The sequence below is a fragment of the uncultured Fretibacterium sp. genome, assembly GCF_938030725.1.
Taxonomy (GTDB): Bacteria; Synergistota; Synergistia; order Synergistales; family Aminobacteriaceae; genus Fretibacterium.
The window spans coordinates 1-25,413 of record NZ_CALHIQ010000155.1 but is presented as its reverse complement, the minus strand read 5'-3'; the positions used below and the strand labels follow the sequence as shown (position 1 = coordinate 25,413).

Below are 25,413 nucleotides of genomic sequence, written 5' to 3'. Positions count from 1 at the left end.
CGGTGATACGGCCCAACGTCGTCCTGCACGCTTCGCCCGCCCCCAAGAGGGATGGTCGGATCAACATCAACCGGGCCAGCGCTGCGGAGCTGGAAGCGCTGCGCGGCATCGGGCCCACCCTGGCGCGCCGCATCGTGGAATACCGTCAGGAGCATGGGCCGTTCGCGGCGGTGGAGGACCTCGTCCGGGTGCGGGGCATCGGGGCCGCAAAGCTCAAAGGGCTGATGGAGCAGGCCTCGGTGAACCCTTAACCTCCCCTGAGATGGCCGTCCTCCTTCGCGCGCCCCTCCTTGCGGTCCTGGGTGCCCTCGTCACGGCGACGGCGCTGTTCAGCGCGACGGGCGCCGCAGGCCTCATCCTGCTTTCTCCCCTGTTGGCCGTCGGCCTTGCTCTGTGCACCTACGAGCGGAAGATCGCTTCTCAATGGCCCGCGCTCCTGGTCCTCGCAGGGCTGACGTTCCTCTGCGCCCTGAGGATGTACCTCGTCCTCACGTGCCCGCCCATGCCCTCCCGCTCCGTCAAAACCGTCGGGACCGTTTCGCTGGTCCGGCCATGGGGACGGAGCTTCGCCGCCGTGATCGACACGGCAGAGGGCAGTTTTTTGTTGCGGCTTCACTTTGCCGAGTTGGTGGAGGGAGATCAGGTGAAGGTCGAAGGGGTCACGCGCCGGCTGAAGTCCGCCGAAGTGCGGGACGGCTTCGACGAGGAGCGCTACTGGCGCGCCCGCGGCGTCGTCGCGCGCCTCTCGCCCTCGCGGCTGGAGCCCCTTCCTGCCAAAGGGTGGAGCCTTCACCGCCTGAGGCATCGCCTCTCCCGCGCGCTCGTCATCCACATGCCATCCCTGACGGGGGCGTACCTCAGAGCCGCCTGGCTGGGGGAGCGGGACGAGGCGCTGGGCAGACAGCACCGGGCGTGGGGCACCAGTCACCTTCTGGCCGTGTCGGGTTTCCACGTGGGGATCGTCGTCCTCTGTGCAGCCCTTCTCCTGCCCGGAGGGAAGGGGAACGTGCTCGCCCTGTCCGCGATCCTTTGGGGGTACGTCCTCCTGACCGGCGCCGCGCCCAGCGCGCTGCGGGCGGCTCTGATGCTTCAGGCGGCGTTTCTCGCCTGCGTCCTGGGGCGGCCGGTCAACCCCGTCAACAGCGTGAGCCTTGCGGCGGTGCTCCTGCTGGTGCACTCCCCCTTCCTGTTCTGGGACGTGGGCTGGCGCCTGTCCGTGCTGGCCGCCATGACCATCACGGCGATGGCAGGGTGGGGGCATTTTGCCAAGGTCCGGACGTGGCTGCTCCTGAGCCCGTTGATCGCCCTGGTCACCTTCCCTCAGACCGCCTACACCTTCAAGGGGGTTCCGCTGGTGGGGATTCTGCTGAACTTCGTCGCGCCGACGTTCTTCTCGGCGGGCTTCGTCCTGGCCTCCGCAGGCGCCGCCCTTTGTCTGTTGGGCCTTCCCCTTGCGTCCTGGCTCCTGATGGCGTCGGAGGGCGCCTTTCTCCTCTGGGGTGCCGGAGCGAGCGGGCTGGCGCGCCTCGTGCCGGCGTTCGTCCCATGGGGGCCTCTCATCGCCTGGCTGGGGGCCGGAGCGCTCCTCCTTCTGCTGTGCCGCTTTATGCGCCTCACGGCCCTTCGGACGGCGCTCCTCACGACGGGGGGCACGATCGCGTCCTTCCTCATCTTTTTATAACGGTTGTAACTCTTTTTGTGATCTCTTTGGTGTGCGGTTCCGGTTTTATCCGCCGCTTTTTTGGTACGTTGCCTTGGAGGTGCTTTCATGCTGCTCGTCATGGACGTCGGGAACACCACGACGGTCGTTGGCGTCTTTGATCGTGAACAACTCGTGGCGCATTGGCGCCTTTCGTCCATCCTCCACACGTCGGACGAGTGGGGCGTCTACATCCTGACGCTTTTGGGGACGAAGGACATCGCCTCGACGAGGATCGACGGGGCCGTGTTCTGCAGCGTGGTCCCCACGCTGGACGCCCCGCTGGCCGAGGCCATGCACAACTTCTTCCGTGTCGAGCCCCTGAGGGTGGACGCCTCCACGGACACAGGCATGGAGGTCCGCTACGACGCCCCGCGGGAGGTCGGGGCCGACCGCATCGTGAACGCCGTCGGAGGGCGCAGCAAGTACGGCGCGCCCCTCATCGTCGCAGACTACGGCACGGCGATCACCTTCGACGTCATCGCGCCGGACGGCGCCTACCTCGGCGGCGCGATCGCGCCGGGCCTTCAGTCCGGCATCTCCGCCCTGTTCGCAAAGGCGGCGAAGTTGCCCCAGGTGGCCCTGGCCCTGCCCCGTTCCGTGATCGGGCGCAACACGAACGAGTCCATCCAGTCGGGCATCCTGTTCGGGAACGCGGGGTTGACGGATCGCATCGTGGGGATGATCCGCGCGGAGATGGGGACCGAGGTCAAGGTGGCCGCCACCGGCGGGCACGCGGAGGTCATGGCGAAGCTGTCGCAGACGATAGAGTACGTGGACCCCTGGCTGACCCTGGACGGCCTCAGGCTCATTCACGACCGCGTCAGGGGCGGGGCGGACTGATGGCGCCCTGCGAGGTGGCGGGAGGGCCGATTCTTGCGGGGGGCCTCTTCCTGCAGAACCCCCTCTGCCTTGCGCCGCTGGCGGGGGTGACCAGCCTTCCCATCCGGGAGTTCTTCACGCGCCTGGGGGCGTCGCTGACCCATACCGAAATGGTGAGTTGCGCGGGATTGGTGCGACGCAACCGGAAGACCCTGCCCATGCTTCACACCTCGCCGTTCGAGGCCCCCGTCATTCTGCAGCTCTTCGCGCCTGCCGCAGACGTGATGGTCCGGGGCGCCGAAACGGCACTCAATCTCGTCCGTCAAAATGGCGACCCTCCCTTCGCCGGCCTGGGGATCAACATGGCCTGTCCCATGCCGAAGGTGACGAAGCGCGGGGCGGGCGCTGCGCTCCTGAAGAACCCCTCGGAGGCCTTCGCCATGGTCCGCGGCCTGAAGGGGCTGGGGCTCCCCGTCTGGGTCAAGATACGCCGAATCGAGGCCGGAGAGGCGGGGATCGAGGCGACGGTCCGCTTTATCGAGGGGTTGCTGAATTCCGGAGCGGATAACGTCTGCATCCACGGCCGAACCGCCGCTCAGCGTTATGAGGGGGTCGCGGATCGCACGGTCCACGCGGCGGCGGCCCGTCGCTTTCCGGGCTTCATCAGCGCCAGCGGCGACGTGCAGGAGGCCCGCGACGTGCGCGAATACCTCGAGATGGGGTGCGTCCTCGTCATGGCGGCGCGGGGTGCCCTGGGAAATCCGTGGCTCTTCGCCGAGGCGCTCGACGCGCTTGGGTATGCGGTTCCGGAGATGGCACGGGACACGACGTCTACGGGGAGGATGGCGGCCCTTCGCTGGCTCGGCGAGCGCGCGGTGGGGACCTCTGGCGAGGCGCAGGCAGTGATCCTGCTTAAGCGTCTGATGGGCGGGGTGCTGCGGGGGACCAGCGGGGCGGCGGAGCTGCGGCGCCAGGCCGGGTGCAGCAGCAGCATCGAAGAAATTCTTGCGGTCTTTCGGAAGGGGACGGAGGGCGGCGACCCCGCCGTGGAATGAAAAAAGGGCAGGGAAGCCCTGCCCCAAGTTCATCCCTACTAATACAAAATAGGAGCCTTATTTTCCTGGCAGTCCCGCCGCGGCCATGGCCCGCACCAGCACGTCGATGGCCTCGCTGCGCGTGACGGGATGCCCGAAGCGAAACTCCCCGTCGCCCCGATAGATGTCCAGCACCCCCAGGGCGGCCAGGGCGTTCACGGCCGGGGCGTTGGGGTGTTCCGAGGCCCGGAACGCCGTCCGTCCCTTCTGCGGCCGAGGTGCTTCCTGAAATCCAAAGGCGGCGCACAACTCCCTGGCTAGGACCCCCCGCGTCACGAAGGCGTCGGGCTTCCCCTCCGGCGCGGCCGGGACGCTGCGCTTCGCGCCGCAGGCGGCGAGCCCCCTCGCGATCATGGAGGCCATCTCCTTCCGCGTGATCATCTCGTCCGTGCCGAACAGTCCCTTGTCGTCCCCCTTGATGAGCGCCATGGCCAGGACCGGATCGTCCAGGTCCTGGATGTTGTAAGAGGAGGCGTGGGGGTACTCCGACGGCTCCGTCAGCCCGTAGAGGTTGGAGATCTGGATGCTCCTGTAGCAGGGGTGCTCCGGCGGCACGTCGGAGTAGCGGCACAGGGAGAGCTCGACCCCGGCGTTCAGGAGCGCCCACTGCACGTGGAAGGCGGGGAGGTCGCGGAGCCTGACGCCCTCCCTGGTGGAGAGCGCGGCCAGGGCCCCCGCCGCCTGGCCCGTCATCATGCAGATGGGCTGGAGCCGGAGGGCGCCGGCGGAGAGGCGGGACATAGACAGGTTCTTCTCGGCGACGAGGAAGCCCTCGACGTCCGACGGAATGAGGACGTCCATGGGCACCTGAAAGGGACCTCGGGGACGGTTGAGCTCGCTCGACAGAGCCCTCTCGCCAAGCTCCCACTCCATGTCGGAGTCCGTGTCCGCGCCGTGGAGGTCCAGGATGTAGCCGCCAATGGCGATCGCGTTGGGGAACTCGTGGCTGGTCTGACCGTCGCGATAGCTCAGGGAGTTCTGCAGGAGCTCCGCCGACGTCAGCGTGTGCTGTCCCACCGCACGGCGCGACTCGCGGACGTAGGGGATCGGCGGCATCCGGCGGACGACCTCCTGCCACTCCGCCGGGAGCTCCCGCGCCGCCGGCGGCAGCGGGTCGTTCCAGTACTCGTCGTCGGCCACGGACCAGTTCTCCTGCAGCTCGTTCTGGACGTAGTAGATGAAGTGAAGCGTCTTGATCAGCGCCTGGCGCTCGACCTCCTCCCTCAGGGCGGGGTCCTCGAGGTAAGCGGCAGGCAGGCCGCGCCTTCCCTCCCATCCGTACTTTCCCGGAAAGTCGTTGCCCCAGTTGACGCCGCACTTGGTGATGTAGGGCCAGTTCACCGCGTTGCCGTCATAGGTCCAGGGGGTCGAGGAGTCGGGGAGGCCGCGGTAGGCGTTGTGCGAAACGAAGTTGACGGGCAGGACGACGGGGTATGTCCCCTTGAAGTTCGCGCCTCCGGCGATGACATAGCTCTCGTAGTTGCGCCGCGCCAGGTCATAGCCGGGCAGGGGGGCGACGGGCCTCAGCTCCGCCGGAACGCCCCCTGGGTACTTCTTGATGACGGCGGTCCACGTGATGTCCTGAATCATGGCGTCCGGGTTCACGAAGGGGGCGACGGAGTTCCCGACGCGGTAGGGCAGGCCCGCAAGCGGCAGGAGGTCGCCGTACTCCGTCGCGTCGATGAGGACCCTGCAGGCGACGTCCCGTGGCCCTCGCGCCGTCTCGAGGGCCACGCCGCGGACGGTGTTCCCCTCCTTCCTGACGGCAGTGACGGAGGCGTTCGTGAGGACGTCCAGGACGTTCTTTCCATTGCCGCGCGCTGCGTCCGCCATTTCCATCAGGACGTCGTGTCCGACGTGGGGTTCGAACGCCAGGCTCCTGGCGTCCCAGTAGCAGGTCCCCATAGCCTTTCCCCTGGAGTCGTAATAGTCCTTCAGCTTCGAAACGAACTCAAGGTACAGCCCGCTGCGCGTCCGGCTGAGGTCGTCCATCGTGGAAACGCCCGCCGCTATGGCCTGACCGCCTATCCACGCACTCGGCTCCACGACGAGCACCGAGGCCCCAAGCCGTGCGGCCTGAATGGCGGCTGCAATGCCGCCCATGCCGCCGCCGGCCACCACCACGTCGTAATCCCTGCGGGCCCCGCGCGACGTCGAATCCGCAGGGCCCGCTGCGAAGGCCGTGCCGACGAAGGCGAGGGCCGCAAGCCACACGGCGGCCCTGAAAGAATGCCACATGCCCATGAACTTCCGATCCGATCTCACGAAAGAAAACCTCCCTAAACCCTTACGATGCCGCAAGGTCAGCGCGCCGCTCTCCGGCTGAGGCGCATCTCCCTGGGTCCTGCCTTGCAGAAGGAGAGCCTGTAGGCTCCCGCGATCCAGTAGTACTCGTTGAGCTTGGGGTCAAAGCGCGGAGCGCTGCCGTACCGTTTCTGTCCCAGCCTCAGGACCTCGTCAAGTGCTTTGGATACGTCCAGCTCCCGCGCGAAGTAGGAGAGGACGTCGATGCGGTAGGCCCGCTCCTCCAGAAAGTAGATCTCGACCCCAAACTCGCCGTGAAGCCACGCACGACGCAGCAGCTTCTTGTCGCCTCCCACGACGTTGGCCTCCGCCGCTGCGTCCAACAGGGCGGAGGCCTGCTCGTAGGTCATGCCCGGAGCAAATTTTTCGAGCAGCGCGAGAGCCCGCTCCACACTCCCCGACGCCCAGAGGGGCCGGCCGAGGAGGCACAGGGCGGCACACAGCGCAAGGCCTATCCCGGTTCTCAACGCTGCGCGGAGGGCGGTGTGCGGGGGATGAGGGCACGTTTCGTCTTCTCTCTTCGTCATGACTTCTCCTTACGTTGTCAACGTTGTCCAATAGGGTTCGTCCCGCAAAGGCGACGGCGCGTTCGCATTGGAGTATGATACACCATCCAACGGCATGAGGGGCTGGAAAACTCGGACGTCGTTCTCTTTTTTATCGGGTATAATGTATCTCAAACCGAAAAAGAGCGGCGAAGGACGCCTGCTTTCCTTCGGTTGTCTTGTGAGGAGATGGACGAGATCGTTGTCAATCGCAGGGTAGACGAATACTATATGCGCCGGGCCCTGTCCCTGGCCCTGCGCGGCACGGGGCGAACCTCCCCCAACCCGATGGTCGGGTGCGTCCTTGTGCGCGATGGACGCGTCCTGGGAGAGGGATGGCACCGCCGATGCGGCGAGGACCACGCCGAGGTTGCGGCCCTGAAGGACGCCGAAGGGCGAGGCGAAACGGCGCGCGGCGCCGAAGTTTACGTGACCCTTGAGCCGTGCTGCCACTTCGGCCGGACGCCCCCCTGCGCCCAGAGGCTGATTCGTGAGGGGGTGTCCCGCGTGGTGGCGGGCACTACGGACCCCAACCCCAAGGTGAACGCCGGGGGGCTGACCGCGTTGCGGAAGGCGGGGGTGGAGGTCACCGCGCCCTGCCTCGAGAAGGAGGCGCGCTGGCTCAACAGGGGGTTCATCCGCGTCCAGACCCTCGGTCGCCCCTGGGTGACCCTCAAGGCGGCGTCCGGACTCGACGGACGCATGGCGCTGACGGACGGCGACAGCCGATGGATCACGGGCCCTGGAGCCCGCCAATGGGCACATCGGATGCGCGCCTCTCACGACGCGATCCTGGTGGGGGTGGGCACGGTCCTGAAGGACGATCCCGAACTGACCGTGCGGCACACGGAGGGCCAGAGCCCTCTTCGGGTCATCCTGGACTCGCACCTGCGCACCCCGACGAGCGCCAAGGTCCTTCGCGGCGGGTGCCTGGTCCTCACGATCTCCCAGGAGGCGGAGAGGGCGCAGGCCCTGCAGGATGCTGGCGCGCGCGTCGTGTCGCTGCCATCCCGCGGAGGCCGCGTGGACCTTGAGGCGGCTCTTTCCTTTCTGGCGCGGGAGGGCGTGCTGATGCTGATGGTGGAGGGAGGACCGCGCGTGCTGACCGCCCTGATGGAACGGCATCTTGCGGACTCCCTCTCGCTGTTCGTGGCGCCCAGGGTCCTGGGCGAGGGGATCGGGATGGGGGAGGGGTTCTCGCCGGCCTCCGTCGCTGACTCCCTCAACCTGAGGGACGTCACGTCGCGGCCCGTGGGGGACAACCTCCTGCTGGAGGGGCGTTTTTCATGTTCACCGGACTTGTAGAGGCCGTGGGGAGGGTTCGGGCGTTCGCCAGAGGGGGGAGGGCCTACACCCTCTCGATCGAGTGCCCGAAGATCGCCCCTCAGCTGACCCTGGGGCAGTCCGTAGCGGTCAGCGGCGCGTGCCTCTCCGTCACGGCGCTGCGGGGCGATGCCTTTGACGTGGAGATGATGCCGGAAACGGCAGAGCGCACGTGGTTTCGGGCCCTGCGGCCAGGGACGGAGGTCAACCTGGAGCGCGCCATGAGGCTGGGGGACCGCCTGGACGGACACCTGGTGCTGGGGCACGTGGACGGCACGGCGGTCCTGCGCGAGGTGACCGGGGAGGGCGAGGCCCGAAGGGCCGTCTTTCGAGCCGATCGAGAGCTCTTGCGCGGCATCGTGCCCAAGGGCTCCGTGGCCCTCGACGGCGTCAGCCTGACGGTGATCGACGCGCTGGAAACGGAGTTCTCGGTGGGGTTGATCCCCACGACGCTCAGGTCCTGCACGTTGGGGGCAGCCAGGGTGGGAAGCGTCGTCAACCTCGAAACGGATATACTGGGTAAATATACGGAGCGCCTGCTGAGGGGTTCGCTGGGCGGAAAAGGGCTCACAATGGAGGAGCTGAGGGGACTTGGCTATTGAAAAGGGTGCGGTGAAGGACGAACGGCCCCTGTTCGACAAGGTCGAGGCGGCGATCGAGGCAATCCGCAGAGGCGACCTGGTCCTCGTGGCCGACGACGCGGGGCCGGAGGACAAGGGCTACCTCGTGGGGGCGGCCTCCTGCACGACGGCGGAGAACGTGAACTTTATGATGCGGTACGCGCGGGGACTGATCTGCCTTCCCGTCGCCGGCGAGGTGGCCCGCAGGCTTCAGCTGACTCCCGTCGCAGCCCCGCAGCAGGGCAGCGGCAGGGCGGACTCCTTCCTCGTGCCGGTGGACGCCCGCGAGGGGGTGCTCACCGGCGTTTCCGCAGCGGACCGGGCCCTGACTGCGCGCCTGGTAGCGTCCCCGGAGGCCCATGCGGAGGACTTCGTGCGACCAGGACACCTCTTTCCTCTGGAGGCGCGCGATGGAGGCGTCCTCGTACGGGCGTCCCACGCTGAGGTGTCCGTGGACCTGGCGCGCCTGGCGGGGCTGCCGCCCGCGGGGCTCTCCTGCGACGTGATGAACGAGGACGGTGCCATCGCCCAGCTTCCGGACCTGCTGGCCCTGGCCGATCAGCATCGTCTGACGTTCATCGTCCTCAAGGACTTGATCGCGTGGCGCTGCCGCCGGGAGAAACTGGTGGAGCGGAGGGTGGAGGTCAACCTACCGACGGAGTACGGCACGTTTCGCGTCCACGCATACCGCAGCAAACTGCAGGACGACGACGCCCACACCCACTTGGCCGTGACCATGGGGGACGTCGCGGGTGGCGAGCCCGTCCTCGTCAGGGTGCACAGCGAGTGCTTTACGGGGGACGTCTTGGGGTCCCTGCGCTGCGACTGCGGGCCTCAGCTCCACGCGGCGCTCTCGATGATCGAGAGGGAAGGGCGGGGCGTGCTGCTCTACATGCGCCAGGAGGGGCGCGGCATCGGACTCCTCAACAAGCTCAAGGCGTACGAGCTTCAGGACGCGGGCATGGACACCGTGGAGGCGAACGTCGCCCTGGGCTTTCCGCCCGACCTGCGCGAGTACGGGACGGGGGCTCAGATCCTGATGGACCTGGGGCTGAAGCGCATCCGCCTGATGACGAACAACCCCAAGAAGGTGGTCGGGCTGGAGGGATACGGGCTTGAGATCGTGGACCGCGTCCCCATCGTCATCGAGCCGAATCCGTACAACGAGAGGTACATGAAGACGAAGGAGCACCGCATGGGGCACCTGCTCCACCTGCTATAGGGCCGCTTCTCGGAAAACCCGCGCTTCAAGAGATAAAAATAACGATAGACAAACGAGGTGTGTCTAATGCGAGTCATGGAGGGAAAACTGCTGGGGACGGGGCTGTCCGTCGGAATCGTCGCCTCGCGCTTCAACGAGTTGATCACGAGCCGGTTGCTCGACGGGGCAAAGGACGTGCTCCTGCGTCACGACGTTTCCCACAACGCCATCGACGTCTTCTGGGTTCCCGGAGCCTGGGAGCTGCCCCTCACGGTGAAGGAGATCGCGCTGATGGGCAAGTACGACGCCATTATCGCCCTTGGGGCGGTGATCCGGGGGGACACGCCGCACTTCGATTACGTTTCGGCGGAGATGTCGAAGGGACTTGCCCAGGTCGGACTGGAACAGAGGGTCCCCGTGATCTTCGGCGTCCTGACCTGCGACACGCTGGATCAGGCGCTGCTGCGGGCCGGAAGCAAGGCGGGGAATAAGGGAGCGGACTGCGCTTACGGTGCCATTGAGATGGCGAATTTGATGAGGACGATCCGCACGGCGGACGGGACGAGGGGAGGGACGCGCAATGCTTGACCTTCGTTGGATGCTCGCGCACCGCGAAGAGGTGGAGTCGTGTCTGGAGAACCGCGGACACGACTTCGACATGGACGTGCTGACGGCGCTCGACGAGGAGCGCCGCCGCATCATCATGGAAACGGAGGACCTGAAGGCCAGGCGCAACGAGGGCTCCCGCAAGGTGGGGGCGGCGAAGGGAACCGGAGAGAACGTTGACGCCCTCATGCAGGAGATCCGCCTCATGGGCGACCGGATCAAGGAGCTGGACGAGAGGCTGCACAGGACGGAGTCGGAGCTGAACGATTGCCTGATGCGGCTCCCCAACCGTCTGAGCGAAACGACGCCCGTGGGGAAGGACGAGGACGACAACCCTGTCGTCCGGACCTGGGGGACGCCGCGGGAGTTTTCCTTCGAGCCCAAGCCCCACTGGGACGTCGCCGAAGCGCTTGGCATCATGGACTTTGAACGGGGTGTCCTCCTCGCTCAGAGCCGTTTCACCGTCCTGAAGGGGATGGGCGCCCGCATGGAGCGCGCCCTGATCGCCTTCATGCTGGACCTGCACACGCAGAAGCAGGGGTACCTTGAAGTGGAGCCGCCCTTTATGGTGCGGTCCGCAATTCTTGAGGGAACGGGACAGCTGCCGAAGTTCGCGGAGGACCTGTATCGCATCGCGGACGAGGACCTCTGGCTGATCCCCACGGCGGAGGTGCCGCTCACCAACCTTCATCGCGAGACCATCCTGGAGGAGTCGGAGCTGCCCCTGTACTACACAGCCTACACGCCTTGCTTCCGGCGGGAGGCCGGGTCCGCAGGCCGGGACGTTCGGGGAATGCTGCGTCAGCACCAGTTCGACAAGGTGGAGATGGTGAAGCTCTGCACGCCGGAGACGAGCTACGACGAGCTCGAGAAGCTGACGGCAGACGCGGAATCGGTGCTGCAGGCCCTGGAGCTGCCCTATCGCGTGGTGTCCCTCTGCTCCGGGGACATCGGCTTCGGCTCGACCAAGACGTACGACCTCGAGGTCTGGCTCCCCTCGCAGAATAAATACCGCGAGATCAGCTCGTGCAGCAACTGCGAGGACTTCCAGGCCCGCAGGATGAACTGCCGCTACCGTCCGGCAAGCGGCGGCAAGCCGCGGTTCGTCCACACGCTGAACGGGTCCGGCATCGCCGTGGGGCGCACGCTCATCGCGATCATCGAAAACTGCCAGCAGGAGAACGGCAGCGTCGTCGTCCCCAAGGCACTCGTGCCCTACATGAACGGCACGAGCATCATCAAGAAGGACTGAGAGGGTCCGCGTGCCTGACTACGCGACGATCGCCGTCGGCTGTTCCCTGGCGGCGATCCTCTGCATTGTGGTCCAGTTCTGGATCAAGCGGACCCTGCCGATCCGTCAATACAACTACTTTCGCGACCTGCTTCTTCTGGGGATATGGATGCTCCTGGCCATCTGGTTCGGTTCGCCCTACTCCAGGGCGGTGGCCGCCGCCGCCGCCGTTGCGGGGGTCGTCGGGCTTGCCGGAACCCTCTATCACAGGCGCAGGTGGGACCTCTGCTTTTTCCTGATCGGCGTGCTCTGCGCCCTCTGGGGGCCCTCAATTCACTACATACGCTTTTCGGATGGGGACTACATCTACCTGGAGCCCTCCGCCTCCTTTGTTCTGACGACGCTCTGGTTTTCGGCCTTTCCCATCGTCTTTCGCCACCTGGACGAGATCCCCGGCCTGGTGGGGAACGTCCTGGCCGCGACGTACCCCCTGATGCTCCTGGCGGTCCTCCTGATGGAGGGCCCCGCCTCGGAGGCGTTCTTCATGACCTTTGCCGGCCTCGCCCTCCTTGGGGCCTTCTGGAGCCGCTTCGGCAACGTCTACCGCCAGGCGGGAGGAGCCATGTCCTCCATGTGGAGCATCCTGGTGGCGGGCACGGCCATCCTGGGGAGCAGCAAGGGCATCGTCTTCAGCTCCATGTTCTTCCTCTCCATGGGGCTCTACGCCATCCCCGCTATAGAGGTCCTGCTCCTCTGGTGTGGCCGCGCGTTCTCCGAGCGCCCCAGCGGCGGGGGACACCTCTACAGGGCCATGATCGCGCGGGGGCTGGAGCACCCGGACGCCGTTCGCCTCATCGCAGGGCTCTGCGCCCTCGCCAGCATCGCGGCGGCGCTGATACAGTCCCCACCGCACACCATGATGCGAGGGTGTTGGGGCGCCGTGGGGCTGTGCGTCTTTGCCGTGGCCTTCTCGCTGTTCCGCCGCCGGATGAAGAGGGACGCCATCGCCCGCGAGGCCCCCGAACTGTGGGGGGTCCCCTTGGACAACGTCTCCATGAATTACGCGATCTCCCGATCCCGTGGGCTGATCTCCAATCCACGGGGCACAGGCGCCCAACTCGTGGCCACCGTTAACGCTCTGGGGATGGTCGAGGCCCTCAAGGACGTGGAGTACCGCAGCATCCTGCGGCGTTCCGCGCTGGTCCTGGCCGACGGTACCGGCCTTCTGTGGGGGATGCGCTTCCTCGGAATGCCGCTTCAGGAACGGGTGGCAGGGATCGACTTCGCCGAACAGCTCTGCCGCACGGCCGCCGTCGAGGGGTGGCCCGTCTACTTCCTGGGGGCGAGAGGAGACACGGCATCTCGGTGCGCGGCAGCCTTGTCCGCCCGATATCCGGGCCTGATCGTCGCGGGGACGCGGGACGGGTACTTCGAGATGAGGGACCCGAACGTTCCCGCCGCCGTCGCGGCGAGCGGAGCCAGGGTCCTCCTGGTGGCCATGGGGATTCCTCGGCAGGAGAAGTGGGTCGCGCTGCACGAAAAACGCCTGGGAAAGGTCCTGGCCGTGGGGGTGGGAGGCGCCTTTGACGTCTTTGCCGGGGAGCTCTGTCGGGCTCCGGCATGGGTGCAGAGGATCGGGATGGAGTGGCTCTATCGGCTGTTCCAGGAGCCCGCTCGATGGAGGAAGGACCTTGGGCTGTTCTCCTTCGTGGCGCGGGTGCTGGCGGCGAAGGTGAGGCTCTACCCCACGCGCAGCGCCCCACGCTGACGACGGGGATGAAGGTCCTGATCCTCGCCGTCGGCCGGCCCAGGGAGAAGGCGCTGGCGTCGCTGGCGGAGGACTACCTGGCGCGCATTCGCCCGGCGGGACTGGTGGGGGTGGAGCGCACCCCAGACGTTCCGGCGCGCTCGCCGGAGGAGGCGATGGCGAAGGAGGGGCAGGAGATCCTGCGCCGCATCAGGCCTAGGGACCGGACGATCCTCCTGCGCGAGGATGGCGCCGAGTACGACAGCCCGGACTTCGCCTCGTTTCTTTCCGCTGAAATGGAACGGGCCAGAGGGCGCCTCCTGATGGTGATCGGCGGCCCCTGGGGGACGAGCGACGCGGTGAAAGAGCGTGCGGACAAGGGGCTTTCGCTTTCCCGAATGACCTTCACCCACGAGATGAGCTTCCTCTTCCTGGCGGAGCAGTTGTACCGGGCTTTTTCGATTTTGCAGGGGACCGGATACCACCACTAGGGGTGTACGTTCAGTGGAGGGCGTGCCCTCAGCGCCTGCCCAGGTCCCCAAGCGCCGCCTCGAAGTGGGAAGCCGCGAGGAGGATCGACTCCGCGCCCTGAGTGATGCTGCTCCTCAGGGCCGCCAGGGCCGCCTTCCGGCAGACGAAGGCGATGTCCGCGCCCGTCATGCCGTCGGTGCGATCCGCGAGGGCCCTCAGGTCCACGTCCGGCGCCACGGGCTTCCTGCGAAGCTCGATCTGAAAGATCGCCTGCCGCGCCTCCGCGTCCGGCAGGGGGAGCTCCAGGATCAGGTCAAACCTTCCGGGCGTAAGACACGACGGGTTCACCAAGTCCAGCCGGTTGGTCGTGGCCAGGACGACGACGCCCTGAAGGTCCTCGATGCCGTTCATCTCGGCCATAAACTGTCCGATGACCCGCTTCTCGGTGACGCCGTCCCCCGCGTTCGCGGGGAGGAGCGACTCGACCTCGTCGAAGTAGAGGATGGAGGGCGCTGCCTGGCGCGCCACGCGGAAGACCTCGCGAAGGGCCTTTTCGGATTCCCCGATATAGCGCGACATGATGGAGGGCCCCTTGACCGGGATGAAGTTGATCCCGCTCTCCCGTGCCAGAGCGCGCGCCAGAAGGGTCTTCCCCGTCCCTGAGGGCCCGTGAAGCAGGATTCCGCGGATCGGTCGGATCCCGCACCTCTCGAAGAGGTCCGCGTGCTCAAGCGGCCACAGGACGGCGTTGTAGAGCTCCGCCTTGACGTCCTCCAGCCCCCCGATGTCCCGCCAGGAAACGTCCGGTATCTCGACGAAGACCTCCCGGATCGCCGAGGGTTCGATCTCCATCAGGGCGGACAGGAAGTGGTGCATTCCCACCTCAAGGGCCGCGACCCTCTCGTAGGGGATCGTCTGGGTCCTGAGGTCAACGTAGGGCAGGATGTCGCGCACGCAGGCCATCGCGGCCTCCTTTGCCAGCGCCTCGAGGTCGGCACCCACAAAGCCGTGGGAGAGCGCGGCCACCCTCTTCAGGTCCACGTCCTTCGCCAAGGGCATACCGCGCGTGTGGATTTGAAGTATCTCCAGTCGTCCTGCGCTGTTGGGGATCGGGATCGATATCTCCCGATCGAAGCGCCCCGGGCGCCGAAGGGCGGGGTCCAGCGCGTTCGGGATGTTGGTCGCCGCGATCACGACGACCTGCCCGCGCGACTCAAGGCCGTCCATCAGCGCGAGGAGCTGGGCCACGACCCGGCGCTCCACCTGCTTCTCGCTGCCCATGTCCTCGCGCTTCGGAGCGATGGCGTCGATCTCGTCGATGAAGATGATGGAAGGAGCCCGTTCCTGCGCCTCCTCAAAGATGTTGCGGAGCCGTTCCTCGCTCTCCCCGTAGAACTTCCCGATGATCTCAGGCCCGGAGATGTGGGTGAACCAGGCGTCCGTTTCCCCGGCCACCGCTCTGGCGATGACGGTCTTCCCCGTCCCCGGAGGCCCGTAGAGCAGAACCCCCTTGGGGGGTTGGATGCCGAGGCGCTCGAAGACCTGCGGGAAGCGCAGGGGGAGCTCGATCATCTCCCGCACCTTGCGGATCTGCGCCCCGAGGCCGCCGATGTCCTCGTAGGAAACCCTGTGCGGTCGGGCCGTCTTCGCGGGCTTCAGCAGGTTCAGGCAGGTGGACTTGTTGAGCACCACCGTCCCCGCGGGCGTCGTCGCCGTGACGCGAAAGTCGCAGACGCGGGTTCCGAAGAGGTTGACCCGCACGCGGTCCCCCGTGCGGACGGCCGTGTCCTCGAGGGACGACAGCAGGTACTCCTGGTCCTGCTCCTTGTCCGACAACTTCGTTTCCGTCAGGGGCTCCAGGGTGGCGTTGCTCGCAAAGCGCCAGTCCACGGCCCTCTCGACACTGACCGTTTCGTCCAGGGAGGTCGTGGCGTTCTCGCGGAGCAGGCCGTCGATTTGAAGGATGCCGCGGCCCGCCTCCGGGTCCCCGGCCCTGGCACGGGCTGCCGTCGTCCTCTTTCCCGTGATTTCGATGAGCGCGCCCTCCGAGAGCCCCAGTTGCTCCATGTCCTCCGGGTGCATTCTGGCGATGCCCTTCAGGGCGTCCCCTGGGTACGACTCCTGCACCTTTAAATCCTTTCGCATTTCCTCACCGCTTCCCGGGGTCAGCCCCCGACGTGCCTAGATAAGCCCTCCGTCCCATAGCTCGCTCAGGCGGACGAAACGATAACCCCTCAGGCGGAGTGCCTCAACGATCTGCGGAAGCGCCGCCACCGTGTTGGGGACCCCCGAGTGCATCAGGACGATCGCTCCGGGCCTTGCGTTCTCCGTCACCAGCCTCACGATGTCCTGGGATGGCTTTCCCGTGTAGTCCGCAGTGTTCACGTTCCAGAGGCCAAGCCTCAGGTTCATGCGCCGCATGGCGTTGAACACCTTGAGGTTGAAGGCGCCGCCGGGCGGCCTCAAAAAGCGCGACCTCGGCAGGCTCAGGTTCTCAAGGACCTCGTCGCAGCGCTCCGCCTCCCGCATGATCTTTTCGATCCAAAGGGTGTAGAGCCGCGGATGGGTGTAGCTGTGGTTTTCCAGCTCGTGCCCTGCGCGGCTCAGGGAAAGCGTTATCTCGCTGTAGCGCTCCGCGAACTTCCCCACGAGGAAGAAGGTCGCGTGAACGTCCTGCTCCTTCAGCACGGCCATCAGCTCCTGCATTCCGTGCTCTCTTGGGCCGTCGTCGAAGGTCAGCGCGACCTCCTTGACGAAGGGGTCCCCCGAGGCGATGCCCCACCGTCGCCGCTCCATCGACAGGGGGCCCCACTCGATGCAGAGGAACAGCGCCAGGGCACACAGCATAAGCTTTCGACACAAAGGGCCTCATTCCTTTATTTTAGTAGGATTCCTTCCAAAACATCGCTCAAGGCACCGCGCCGGCGCCTGAACCACGACATTTCCCCAATCTCAATATCAGCCTAACATGAGAGGGAAGTCGGAGAAAGACACTATATAATACAAGGGATTCATTTTAGATGAAAGCATACCCTTTTTCGTCCGCAATTTTGTTGAGGCGTTTAGGCCCCGGATTCGGTCGAGCTTAGGAGGAGAGATACTTGAAACCTGACAGGGATGCAGCCCTGGCGCTCCTGAAGAAGTACAACACCGAGGAGTCCCACCTGCGCCACGCACTGGCCGTCGAGGGCACCATGCGCCACTTTGCGAGGCTGGCGGGGGAGGACGAGGACCTTTGGGGCGTCGTGGGCATCCTGCACGACATCGACTGGGAGCGCACCATGCAGACGCCGGAAAGGCACTGCCACCTGGCGCGGGAGTTCCTGAGCGAGGCTGGCGTCGACGAGGAGATCATCCATGCCGTCGAATCCCACGGCTACGGGATCTGCATCGACGTAGAGCCATCGAACGCCATGGAGCGCACGCTCTTTACCATCGACGAGCTGACGGGGATCGTCATCACCGCAGGCCTCGTGCGCCCGTCGCGCTCTCTGGCCGACCTGGAGCTGAAGTCGGTGAAGAAGAAGTGGAAGGACAAGGCCTTCGCCCGCGGGGTGAACCGGGAGCTCATCAAGGAGGGGGCGGAGAGGATGGAGATGCCCCTGGATCGGGTCATCGAGGAGACCATCATCGCGCTCCGCCCCATCGAAAAGCAGATCGGCTTCTAGGCCTGAGGCTGCTTTATATCATTTTTTAACTCAAAACGCGCCCACAACCAGGCGCAGACCGGGAGAGAAGAATCCATTATGACGATCAAAATTTTGCTGGCAGACGATCACCCCCTGACCCGTGCGGGGATTGCGGAGTTCCTTCGACGGGAGAGCTCCTTTTCACTCGTGGCGGAGGCGGAGGACGGCGTGAAGGCCTGGGACCTGATTCAGGAGCTGAAGCCCGACGTCGCGCTCCTCGACATCCGGATGCCGGGGCTGGACGGCGTTTCCGTCGCCCAGAGGGTGAAGACTGCGGGGCTGGCCACCGCGACAATCATGCTGACCTCCTACGATGCGCAGCAGTACGTCATGGCCTCGCTTCGCGCCGGCGCCCGCGGCTTCGTGCTGAAGACGGTGAGCCCGCGGGAGCTCACCGCCGCGATCAACACCGTGTCCAAGGGCGGCCTCTACCTCGACCCAGAGGTGGCCTCGGTGATGGGGGAGCGCGACTTCATTCCGGAACAGCTCTCCGCGCGCGAGAGGGAGGTCCTGCTCCTTGCGGCAAAGGGGCTTTCCAGCAAGGAGGTGGCCAAGCGCCTCTTCATCAGCGAACGCACCGTGCAGACGCACCTGGCCTCGATCTACGACAAGCTGGGGTCCAAGAACAAGACGGAGGCGCTGCTCCTGGCCCTGAAGTACGGGGTGGTCACCCTGGAGGAGCTTTTAGCGGATGACGAGGAATAGCGGCGTACGGGTTCTGCCATGCTGAGGGAGAGGTTCGCCCGATTCCGTGGGACGAAGCACCACTTCCTCGCCTTTCTCCTGTGCGCGCTGCTCCTTCCCTCCATCGCGGTGGTCCTCGTGGCCGTGCTGGGGATGGTGAGCCAGGAGAGGGCCATGGAGGCCGCGGTCCGCTCCTACGTTCAGGACCTGGCCGAGAACATGGCCTACCATCTGAGTTCGGACGCGCGGACCTGGTCCTTTCCCTACAGCCTGATGGGCGACGCCTCGCGCTATCCCTTCTTCTCCTGGGGCCCCTCGATCCCCGGATGGGTGGCGCTCCTCAGCCTGGACGGAAAGGTCATCACGGCCTCTCCGGGGGCGATGAACATTGCGGCCATCTGGCGTAACGACCTTCCCATCGGGACGGCGACGCGGGTGACGGACAAACAGGGGGCTCAGTACACCCTTGCGATCTACCCCCTCAGTAAGGGAGACGGGCTCGTCGTTGCCGCCGTTTCCTGGGATCAGCTCCTGGGCGGTCTGGTGAGGGTCGTTCGCATGTGGCCCGCGCTCATCGTCCTGATGACGCTGGGGAGCTTCTGGGCCATTCGCCTCCTGTGGAGCCGGTTGGTGCTGCCCCTCCAATCTCTGGTGGCGGAGATCGACAGCCTGAGCCTGGGGAAGAGCATCTCCCCGGAGCTGGAGCGCGGCGCCGTCAGGGAGATCGAGAGCGTCCACCGCGCCCTGATGCGCTTCTCCAAGGCAGCGGTGGAGAGGGACAACCTCCGCAATCGCTACGTTCGCGACATCGTCAGAGTGCAGGAGAAGGAGCGGCTGGACATGGCCCGCGAGATCCACGACGGCCCGCTTCAGGACATCACCGCCCTCCTTCAGCAGATCCACATGCTGTTGGAGGACGACGCCCCGCAGCCCCGCATCAAGAGGACGGAATCTTTGGCCAAGACGGTCGTGCGCGAGCTGCGCAGCCTCTGCGACGAGCTGGCCCCGCCCTGGATGGACCTGGGGCTGGCGAGGACCCTCACGGAGCTTGCGGAGCGCCAGTCGCAGAACTACGACGTTCAGGTGGGAGTGGACGTCGAAGACGACCTGGACGTAGGGCCGGAAACGACCCTCTCCTTCATGCGCATCTTCCAGGAGGCGATCTCCAACGCCGTGCGGCACGGGGGCGCGACGGAGGTCCACGCGCAGGTCCACGCCGAGAGCGGAAAACTCTTCCTCGACATTCGGGACAACGGAGAGGGCTTCGACGCCCGCGTCGATCACGAAACCCTGCGCCTTCAGGGGCATCGCGGCCTGGCCAACATGACGGAGCGGATGTCCCTGATGGGGGGCAGCCTCCAGGTGACCTCGGAGCCGGGGAAAGGGACCCGAATCCTCGCCGCTCTGCCCCTGAGCGTAGCCCTGAACGCGGAGGGGGCGGAGGGCGGAAACGACGAGAAGATCGGGGCCAGCCCCATCAGGGGGGCGGACGACTAAGGGGGAATCCCATTGAACATCAGCTTTTGGGGTGCGGCCGGCGAGGTGACAGGATCGTGCTATTGCCTTGAGGTCGCCGGCCGTCGCATCCTTGTGGACTGCGGCATCTATCAGGGGGAGGACGAGGACCTCAAGAACGCGGAACCCCTCCCCGTCGCACCGGGGGAGGTCGAGGCGATCCTCCTGACCCACGCGCACATGGACCACTCCGGGCGCATCCCCTGGCTGGTGAAGAACGGCTTCAAGGGGCCGATCTACACCACCGGCGCTACGGCTCAACTGGTGGACATCCTGTGGCACGACTCGGCGCGCCTGATGGCGGAGGAGGCGGAGTGGAAGACCCGCAAGGCCCTGCGCCGCGGGCTGCCCGCCGTCCTTCCCCTCTACGGGGAGGGCGAGGCGGAGGCGGCTTTGAAGTGCCTGCGGCCGCTGGAGTGGGAGGAAACGCTGGAGGTGCTTCCCGGAGTTTCCGCCACCTTCAGGGACGCGGGGCACATCCTGGGCAGTTCGTCCATCCTGCTGGACCTGAGCGAGGAGGGGAAGTCCGCGCGCGTCGTCTTCAGCGGGGACCTGGGACAGCAGCGGGCGGCCATCGACGGCACGCCCTCCGTCTTTAGAGAGGCGGATTACGTCCTGATCGAATCCACCTACGGCGACCGCCTCCACAAGGACGACCAGGCATCTCGGTCGGAGTTCCGCGAGGCCGTTCTGACGGCGCTCAGGGACAGGGGCAAGGTGCTGATCCCCAGCTTCGTCGTCGATCGCGCGCAGCGGATCCTCTTCGAGCTCTCCCTGATGCAGATCGAGGGGCTGTTGCCAGAGGTCCCCATCTTCCTGGACTCCCCCATGGGAGTGCGGGCGACGGACCTCTACCGGTCCCACGTCGGGACCCTGTCCGACGAGGTGCAACGGTACGCGGCCTCCGGGGTGGACGTCTTCGCCCCCAAGGGCTTTCGGAGCGTTTCCACCCCGGACGAGTCCCGGAGCATCAACAACGTCCCCTTTTGCATCGTGATCGCGGGCAGCGGGATGTGTTCGGGCGGGCGCATCATCCACCACATCAAGCACAGCGCCTGGAACCCTAAAAACCACATCATCTTCGTCGGGTACCAGGCCTATGGCACGCTGGGCCGCCGCATCGTGGATGGGGAGCCCCAGGTGCGCATCGGTGGGGAGGACGTCGCCGTGCGGGCCAGGGTCCACACCATTGGAGGCTTCTCCGCGCACGCGGACCGCGACGACCTCCTGGCCTGGGCCGGCAACTTCAGGACGAACCCGCTCTTCTTCGTGACTCACGGCGAGGTGAAGTCCTCTCGTGCCCTTTCCGTTTCCCTGCAGGAGGCGGGGCGGCGCGCCATCGTCCCCGGCCTGAGGCAGGAGTTCTCCCTTGAGCCGAACGCCCTGGCGCGGAAGGTGGCACAGCCCTCGGCCAAACCTGCTGCCGAGAGGACGCTGCACGCTATCGACGACCTTGCGCTTCTCGTGGAGCAGCTGCGGCGCAGCCCCGATGCCCTCAGCGACTCGGAGGAAGCGATGCACTACCTGGCCGCGTCCCGCGCCCTGCTTGAGATGGCGGCTCACAGGATGAAGGGCGCTTCCTGAAGGGGGGGCGTCCCCCTGTTTTACCGGCGATCGAGCCGGTCCGGCGCGGCACCGGGCGGCGTTCCTCCGAACGCCGCCACTTTTTTCGTTTATGTTTTATAATAAAAAGGAGCATCAGCCTGAGGGGCCTGCGCGCATTTCGTCGCGGCGTGGGCCTCATAAGGTTTTTACGTCTTGAGGATGAGAGGGCGGGTTTGATGTCATGCAACGCTTTTGACGTGTTGAAGGCGCGCGGGTACTTCGAGTGGTGCACCTCGGAGGATCGCCTGCGGGAGGTCATGGAGTCCGAGATGGTCACGGCGTACGTAGGGTTTGACCCGACGGCGGACAGCCTGCACGTGGGACACCTCATCCCCCTGATGGCGCTGGGATGGCTTCAGCGGGCGGGGCATCGGCCCATCGCCCTCGCTGGAGGCGGGACCGGCCTGATCGGCGACCCGTCGGGCAAGAGCAAGGAGCGCAACCTGATCACGCTGGAGGCCGTCCAGAGGAACGTCGAGGGGGTGCGCAAGCAGCTGGCGCACTTCCTCGACTTCGACTGCGGGAAGAACTCGGCGCTTCTCCTGAACAACTACGACTGGCTCTCCAAGATGACGTTCCTCGACGTCCTACACGACGTGGGGAAGTACTTCTCCGTCAACAACCTCATCGCCCGGGAGTACATCAAGAGCCGGCTTGAGGACCCGGAGAAGGGGATATCCTACACGGAGTTCTCCTACGTGCTCCTGCAGGCCATCGACTTCAAGCACCTCCACGATCACTACGGCTGCAAGCTGCAGATGGGGGGAAACGACCAGCAGGGGAACCTGCTGGCGGGGACGGAGTACATCCGAAAGACGAGCGGCGGCGAGGCCTTCGGCCTGACGCAGCCCCTCTTGCTCACGTCGGCGGGCACGAAGTTCGGCAAGACGGAAGCGGGAGCGGTGTGGCTCGACGCGGAGCGCACGTCGCCCTACCAGTTTTATCAGTTCTGGGTGAACGTGGACGACCGGGACGTGGAACGGCTGCTGAAGCTCTACACGTTCCTGCCCCTGGAGGAGGTTCGTCTGCTGATGGAGGAGCACGCCGCCCACCCCGAGCGCCGTACGGCCCAGCATCGCCTGGCGGCGGAGGTCACTCAGAGGGTGCACGGCGCTGCAGCCGCGGAGAGCGTCGCGAAGGTCAGCGCCATTTTGTTCGACCCGGACGTGGACCTCTCGAACCTGTCCGAGGAAACTTGCCTGGCGCTGCAGCGCGAGGCGCCCTGCACTGAGGCGAAGCTCTCCATGCCCGCCGGGGTCCTGGACATCCTCACAACCTGCACCGCCTGCGCCAGCAGGGGAGAGGCCAAACGCGCCGTGCGACAGGGCGGCGTTTCGATCAACGGTGTGCGCGTAGCGGACGAGGGAGCCTCCATCGACGCCGACCAGCTGCACTTAGGGCGCTACCTCTTCGTGCGCGTCGGACGCAAGAAGTTCTACGTGCTCTCGGTCGTCCGCTGACGCGGCAGGGTGCTATTCGCCTTATGAGTTTTGTTTTCAGGAAGCGCTGTCGGATCCCTCCGTTTGATGGTCGTTAGGCTGTTCAACGGGTTCCGTGAATGAGTCGGCGTTTCCTGAATCGTTTTGTCCGGAGGAGATGCGGATGATCCCCTGTGTCTGGTACGTTTCAAAAACGGTGGATGCCTGGCGGCGAGCGCTGATCGGCCGCATGGCGGAGTCGCTGAGGTCGCGGGGGCTCCCCCTCTCCCTTTACGTCGATGGGAGCGTCGCCGGGATCGACGCGCGGGATGTCTTCGCCTGGAGCGCCCTGACCGGCCTTGAACGCGCCAGCCGCATCGCCTTCTCCGGACGGGCGCTCTGGCACCTCTGGGGGGACGCCCCAGCGTGGTGGCGGATCGTCCGGCTGCGCTCGCGCGCGGTCCACACGTCCTTCGAGGAGAAAGCGTCCTGGTGCGGATATCCCTCGCGCGTCTTCCCGGACCGGGCAAGGGACGGTGAAGCGCTGATCCTGCCCGCCTTCGATTTTCGCATCTCCGGCGTGGACGAGGAGGGTCCTCTGCCCGTCGTGTGCCTGGGAGGTGCCGCTTTCCAGGGCCTCAAGGGGGCTTTGAGCGGCAACGAGCTCCCGGTGCTCAACGCGGACGACCTCGCCCCGGATGCCCTCACGGCGCAAAGCGGCGTCTTCATCGCAGGGCCTGAGGGGTTTGACGCGCTGAGAGCGGCCTTCCTCACCATGCAGGGACTGGTCGCCGCGGCGATCGAGTCCCCGTACCTGAACGCCCTTCTGGGAAACGAGGGGTATATCCGCGCGGCAGAGGACACGGAGGAGGCTTGGAGATTCACGTTGGAAGCGGCCCTCTCGGAGCGGGGGAGGGCTGCAGCCGTTTCCGCGCGGCACTTCATCAAGGCGCGCTGTTCCCCTGAGCGGTGTGCGGATTCCCTGGTCGCCCTTTACTCCAGCGCCATGGGAGGGCCGGTTCTCCCATGAGCGCTGCGGCGTGCGCGGTCAGAGCCTTTCAGTCCTTCACCGACGTCGGATGGCGCGGACGGATGGTTCAGCGGTTCCTCTACGGACTCCTGAAGCTCGCTCAGCCGCGCCGTGAGAGGATCGACGCCAACCTGCGCCTCGTCTGGCCCGATAGGGACGCGGCTTGGCGCAGGGCCTTCAGGGATCGGGTCTATCAAAACCTGGCTTGGACCGTCACCGAGGTCCTGGCCCTGCAGCGAGACCCAGCTCAGGCGTCCTCGTGGATATCCGGCGTCGAAGGGCGCTCCTTTCTGGACGAAGTGACCGACGGGAGACAGGGCGCTATTTTCCTGGCGGGGCACTTTGGAAACTGGGAGCTCCTGGGGGCGTGGTGTGCTCAGGTCCTCCGGGCGAAAGGGCGGCCGCTTTATGCGGTCTTTCAGGAGCTCCACGACCGCGACCTGTCCGGGGTTCTGAGGGAGTTTCGGGAGAAGGTCGGCATCTCCGTCCTGCCGAAGGCGATGTCCGTCCTTGAGATGGCGCACAGGTTGAGGTCCGGTGACCACATCGCGATCCTGGCGGACGTCTCGTGGCTTGAGGGTGCCCTGACGCTGCCCTTCATGGGACACGAATGCACCAACTCTCCGGGACCTGCGATCCTCGCCATGCTGGCGTCGGTCCCTATCCTCCCCCTCAGCATCTACCGTCAGGGACCCTTTGAGCACAGCGTGCGTTTCTTCCCCCCCCTCTCGATACCCGGCCAGGGGAGCCGGTCGGAGCGGATCGAGGGAGGAACTCTCGCAATCAACCGCGCCCTCGAAGCGATCATTGCCCCACAGCCCGAACTGTGGTTTTGGTTGCACGACCGGTGGAAAAGGCGTTGACGTTCGGCCTCTTTGCGGCCGGTCGGCGTGAAGGCCAGCGACTGCTGCGAAGGTCCTGTATAATGATGCACAAGGAGAGCAGGCCCTTCAAGCTCTCCCTGGTTTTGTCCTTGTAACGGCTTTATGGCGAAAGACAGGTCGGCAGGGACCTGGGGCGGAGGAGAATAGGATCATGTTGCTTCGCAAGGAGTTTAAATTCGAGGCGGCTCACAATCTTGTGCGGTATCATGGGAAGTGCGAACGGCTGCACGGCCACACGTATCGCCTTGCCGTGCTCCTTGAGGGGACGCCGGACGACGAGGGGATGATCATGGATTTCTGCGAGCTCTCCTCCATCGTCAAGGAGCGGGTGATCGAGGTTCTGGACCACAGTTACCTCAACGACACCATCCCTCAGCCGACGGCCGAGAACATCGCCCTGTGGACCTGGAAGCGGGTCGAGGCGCTCCTTAGGCGCCCGAACTGCCGCCTCTTTGAAGTGCGGGTCTGGGAGACCGCGTCAAACGGCGTCGTCCTGAGGGCCTCCGACCCCGTTCTGACGGAGGAAAGGGGAGGGGAGGGACGCTCATGAAGGACGTCCAGATGGAAGCCGACCTACGGGAGATCCAGATCGACCGGGTGGGAGTGAGCAGCGTCCGCTACCCCATCGTCGTCATGTCCCGGCAGGATAAGACGCAGCCCACGGTGGCCTCCGTTTCCATGAGCGTTCTCCTGCCCCATCAGTACCGGGGGACGCACATGAGCCGCTTTATCGAGGCCCTTGAGGACTGTTGCGGCAGGATATCCCCCACCACGCTGGAGGCCGTCACGAAGCGCTTGTGCGACAGGCTGGACGCCCCCGAGGCCTCGATTCGTTTTGAGTTCCCCTACTTCATCCGGCGCCGGGCCCCCGTTTCGGGCATCGAGAGTTTTATGCGCTACGAAGCCAATTTGGAGGGGATTTTCA

General features: G+C 65.8%; 24 protein-coding genes. 20 read left to right on the top strand and 4 right to left on the bottom strand.

Annotated features, from left to right (window positions below; all coding sequences use genetic code 11):
* The 4 genes from Q0629_RS08835 to Q0629_RS08820 form a co-directional block, all read left to right on the top strand.
* On the top strand, positions 1-251 hold a 251-nt coding region (locus Q0629_RS08835), incomplete at its 5' end, for a helix-hairpin-helix domain-containing protein (RefSeq protein ID WP_298781525.1).
* An 11-nt stretch (positions 252-262) separates the two neighbouring features.
* The gene (locus tag Q0629_RS08830) at positions 263-1,681 is read left to right on the top strand and encodes a ComEC/Rec2 family competence protein (protein WP_298781522.1); all 1,419 of its coding nucleotides are present in this window, start codon (positions 263-265) and stop codon (positions 1,679-1,681) included.
* 87 nt (positions 1,682-1,768) lie between these two features.
* Positions 1,769-2,542, top strand: a complete 774-nt coding sequence (locus tag Q0629_RS08825) for a type III pantothenate kinase (RefSeq protein WP_298781519.1) — start codon at positions 1,769-1,771, stop codon at positions 2,540-2,542.
* Positions 2,542-3,576, top strand: coding sequence for a tRNA-dihydrouridine synthase family protein (locus tag Q0629_RS08820; RefSeq protein ID WP_298781518.1), 1,035 nt, complete (start codon positions 2,542-2,544; stop codon positions 3,574-3,576). Before Q0629_RS08825 ends, Q0629_RS08820 begins: the two co-directional genes overlap by 1 nt.
* Before the next feature lie 57 nt (positions 3,577-3,633).
* Here Q0629_RS08820 and Q0629_RS08815 read toward each other — a convergent pair whose 3' ends face one another.
* Positions 3,634-5,880 carry an FAD-dependent oxidoreductase gene (locus Q0629_RS08815; RefSeq protein WP_298781517.1) on the bottom strand — a complete coding sequence of 749 codons (2,247 nt, stop codon included), beginning with the start codon at positions 5,878-5,880 and terminating at the stop codon, positions 3,634-3,636.
* A 38-nt stretch (positions 5,881-5,918) separates the two neighbouring features.
* The gene (locus tag Q0629_RS08810) at positions 5,919-6,446 is read right to left on the bottom strand and encodes a hypothetical protein (RefSeq protein ID WP_298781516.1); all 528 of its coding nucleotides are present in this window, start codon (positions 6,444-6,446) and stop codon (positions 5,919-5,921) included.
* A gap of 207 nt (positions 6,447-6,653) precedes the next feature.
* Between Q0629_RS08810 and ribD the strand changes: the two genes are divergently transcribed.
* The 7 genes from ribD (at position 6,654) to Q0629_RS08775 (ending at position 13,683) form a co-directional block, all read left to right on the top strand.
* Entirely contained in the window at positions 6,654-7,769 is a 1,116-nt protein-coding gene (gene ribD / locus Q0629_RS08805) for a bifunctional diaminohydroxyphosphoribosylaminopyrimidine deaminase/5-amino-6-(5-phosphoribosylamino)uracil reductase RibD (protein ID WP_298781515.1), read from the top strand.
* The gene (locus Q0629_RS08800; protein WP_298781513.1) at positions 7,751-8,389 is read left to right on the top strand and encodes a riboflavin synthase; all 639 of its coding nucleotides are present in this window, start codon (positions 7,751-7,753) and stop codon (positions 8,387-8,389) included. Before ribD ends, Q0629_RS08800 begins: the two co-directional genes overlap by 19 nt.
* Positions 8,379-9,629 carry a GTP cyclohydrolase II gene (gene ribA, locus Q0629_RS08795; protein ID WP_298781512.1) on the top strand — a complete coding sequence of 417 codons (1,251 nt, stop codon included), beginning with the start codon at positions 8,379-8,381 and terminating at the stop codon, positions 9,627-9,629. Before Q0629_RS08800 ends, ribA begins: the two co-directional genes overlap by 11 nt.
* Before the next feature lie 66 nt (positions 9,630-9,695).
* Entirely contained in the window at positions 9,696-10,196 is a 501-nt protein-coding gene (gene ribH, locus Q0629_RS08790; RefSeq protein WP_298781511.1) for a 6,7-dimethyl-8-ribityllumazine synthase, read from the top strand.
* Positions 10,189-11,466 carry a serine--tRNA ligase gene (gene serS / locus Q0629_RS08785; protein WP_298781509.1) on the top strand — a complete coding sequence of 426 codons (1,278 nt, stop codon included), beginning with the start codon at positions 10,189-10,191 and terminating at the stop codon, positions 11,464-11,466. The genes ribH and serS overlap by 8 nt, the downstream gene beginning before the upstream one ends.
* 10 nt (positions 11,467-11,476) lie before the next feature.
* Complete coding sequence (locus Q0629_RS08780; protein WP_298781508.1) at positions 11,477-13,213, top strand: WecB/TagA/CpsF family glycosyltransferase; 1,737 nt, start codon at positions 11,477-11,479, stop codon at positions 13,211-13,213.
* Positions 13,214-13,221: 8 nt separating this feature from the next.
* Positions 13,222-13,683 carry a 23S rRNA (pseudouridine(1915)-N(3))-methyltransferase RlmH gene (locus Q0629_RS08775; RefSeq protein ID WP_298781506.1) on the top strand — a complete coding sequence of 154 codons (462 nt, stop codon included), beginning with the start codon at positions 13,222-13,224 and terminating at the stop codon, positions 13,681-13,683.
* Positions 13,684-13,711: 28 nt separating this feature from the next.
* Here the strand turns inward: Q0629_RS08775 and Q0629_RS08770 are convergent, their stop codons facing one another.
* Positions 13,712-15,808, bottom strand: coding sequence for a CDC48 family AAA ATPase (locus tag Q0629_RS08770; RefSeq protein WP_298781505.1), 2,097 nt, complete (start codon positions 15,806-15,808; stop codon positions 13,712-13,714).
* 36 nt (positions 15,809-15,844) lie between these two features.
* The gene (locus Q0629_RS08765; protein WP_298781502.1) at positions 15,845-16,525 is read right to left on the bottom strand and encodes a polysaccharide deacetylase family protein; all 681 of its coding nucleotides are present in this window, start codon (positions 16,523-16,525) and stop codon (positions 15,845-15,847) included.
* Between the two features lie 239 nt (positions 16,526-16,764).
* On the opposite strand from Q0629_RS08765, the gene Q0629_RS08760 reads away from it, so the two are divergent.
* The 9 genes from Q0629_RS08760 to Q0629_RS08720 all read left to right on the top strand — a co-directional run.
* Complete coding sequence (locus Q0629_RS08760) at positions 16,765-17,331, top strand: HDIG domain-containing metalloprotein (RefSeq protein WP_298781500.1); 567 nt, start codon at positions 16,765-16,767, stop codon at positions 17,329-17,331.
* 78 nt (positions 17,332-17,409) lie between these two features.
* The gene (locus Q0629_RS08755; RefSeq protein WP_298781498.1) at positions 17,410-18,057 is read left to right on the top strand and encodes a response regulator transcription factor; all 648 of its coding nucleotides are present in this window, start codon (positions 17,410-17,412) and stop codon (positions 18,055-18,057) included.
* An 18-nt stretch (positions 18,058-18,075) separates the two neighbouring features.
* On the top strand, positions 18,076-19,533 hold the full coding sequence (locus tag Q0629_RS08750; protein WP_298781496.1) for a sensor histidine kinase: 1,458 nt from the start codon (positions 18,076-18,078) through the stop codon (positions 19,531-19,533).
* A 12-nt stretch (positions 19,534-19,545) separates the two neighbouring features.
* Positions 19,546-21,135 carry an MBL fold metallo-hydrolase gene (locus Q0629_RS08745; protein WP_298781493.1) on the top strand — a complete coding sequence of 530 codons (1,590 nt, stop codon included), beginning with the start codon at positions 19,546-19,548 and terminating at the stop codon, positions 21,133-21,135.
* A 197-nt stretch (positions 21,136-21,332) separates the two neighbouring features.
* Entirely contained in the window at positions 21,333-22,616 is a 1,284-nt protein-coding gene (tyrS, locus tag Q0629_RS08740) for a tyrosine--tRNA ligase (protein ID WP_298781491.1), read from the top strand.
* A 142-nt stretch (positions 22,617-22,758) separates the two neighbouring features.
* The gene (locus Q0629_RS08735; RefSeq protein ID WP_298781488.1) at positions 22,759-23,604 is read left to right on the top strand and encodes a hypothetical protein; all 846 of its coding nucleotides are present in this window, start codon (positions 22,759-22,761) and stop codon (positions 23,602-23,604) included.
* Positions 23,601-24,467: a lysophospholipid acyltransferase family protein gene (locus tag Q0629_RS08730; RefSeq protein ID WP_298781486.1), complete on the top strand. Its 867-nt coding sequence runs from the start codon at positions 23,601-23,603 to the stop codon at positions 24,465-24,467. The genes Q0629_RS08735 and Q0629_RS08730 overlap by 4 nt, the downstream gene beginning before the upstream one ends.
* Positions 24,468-24,639: 172 nt before the next feature.
* A complete protein-coding gene (gene queD / locus Q0629_RS08725) occupies positions 24,640-25,038 on the top strand; it encodes a 6-carboxytetrahydropterin synthase QueD (protein ID WP_298781483.1) in 399 nt (132 codons plus the stop codon).
* Positions 25,035-25,413, top strand: a 379-nt coding sequence (locus Q0629_RS08720) for a GTP cyclohydrolase, FolE2/MptA family (protein WP_298781481.1), incomplete at its 3' end; no start/stop codon positions are given. The genes queD and Q0629_RS08720, both read left to right, overlap by 4 nt.

What these genes read in the sequence shown, in the direction of transcription:
- Q0629_RS08730 (WP_298781486.1), top strand. Translation starts at nt 23,601, where the DNA reads ATGAGCGCTGCGGCGTGCGCGGTCAGAGCCTTTCAGTCCTTCACCGAC.
- Q0629_RS08800 (WP_298781513.1), top strand. Translation starts at nt 7,751, where the DNA reads ATGTTCACCGGACTTGTAGAGGCCGTGGGGAGGGTTCGGGCGTTCGCC.
- Q0629_RS08750 (WP_298781496.1), top strand. Translation starts at nt 18,076, where the DNA reads ATGCTGAGGGAGAGGTTCGCCCGATTCCGTGGGACGAAGCACCACTTC.
- queD (WP_298781483.1), top strand. Translation starts at nt 24,640, where the DNA reads ATGTTGCTTCGCAAGGAGTTTAAATTCGAGGCGGCTCACAATCTTGTG.
- Q0629_RS08770 (WP_298781505.1), bottom strand. Translation starts at nt 15,808, where the DNA reads ATGCGAAAGGATTTAAAGGTGCAGGAGTCGTACCCAGGGGACGCCCTG.
- Q0629_RS08775 (WP_298781506.1), top strand. Translation starts at nt 13,222, where the DNA reads ATGAAGGTCCTGATCCTCGCCGTCGGCCGGCCCAGGGAGAAGGCGCTG.
- Q0629_RS08830 (WP_298781522.1), top strand. Translation starts at nt 263, where the DNA reads ATGGCCGTCCTCCTTCGCGCGCCCCTCCTTGCGGTCCTGGGTGCCCTC.
- Q0629_RS08820 (WP_298781518.1), top strand. Translation starts at nt 2,542, where the DNA reads ATGGCGCCCTGCGAGGTGGCGGGAGGGCCGATTCTTGCGGGGGGCCTC.
- Q0629_RS08810 (WP_298781516.1), bottom strand. Translation starts at nt 6,446, where the DNA reads ATGACGAAGAGAGAAGACGAAACGTGCCCTCATCCCCCGCACACCGCC.
- Q0629_RS08825 (WP_298781519.1), top strand. Translation starts at nt 1,769, where the DNA reads ATGCTGCTCGTCATGGACGTCGGGAACACCACGACGGTCGTTGGCGTC.
- ribD (WP_298781515.1), top strand. Translation starts at nt 6,654, where the DNA reads ATGGACGAGATCGTTGTCAATCGCAGGGTAGACGAATACTATATGCGC.
- serS (WP_298781509.1), top strand. Translation starts at nt 10,189, where the DNA reads ATGCTTGACCTTCGTTGGATGCTCGCGCACCGCGAAGAGGTGGAGTCG.
- tyrS (WP_298781491.1), top strand. Translation starts at nt 21,333, where the DNA reads ATGTCATGCAACGCTTTTGACGTGTTGAAGGCGCGCGGGTACTTCGAG.
- Q0629_RS08735 (WP_298781488.1), top strand. Translation starts at nt 22,759, where the DNA reads ATGATCCCCTGTGTCTGGTACGTTTCAAAAACGGTGGATGCCTGGCGG.
- ribH (WP_298781511.1), top strand. Translation starts at nt 9,696, where the DNA reads ATGCGAGTCATGGAGGGAAAACTGCTGGGGACGGGGCTGTCCGTCGGA.
- Q0629_RS08755 (WP_298781498.1), top strand. Translation starts at nt 17,410, where the DNA reads ATGACGATCAAAATTTTGCTGGCAGACGATCACCCCCTGACCCGTGCG.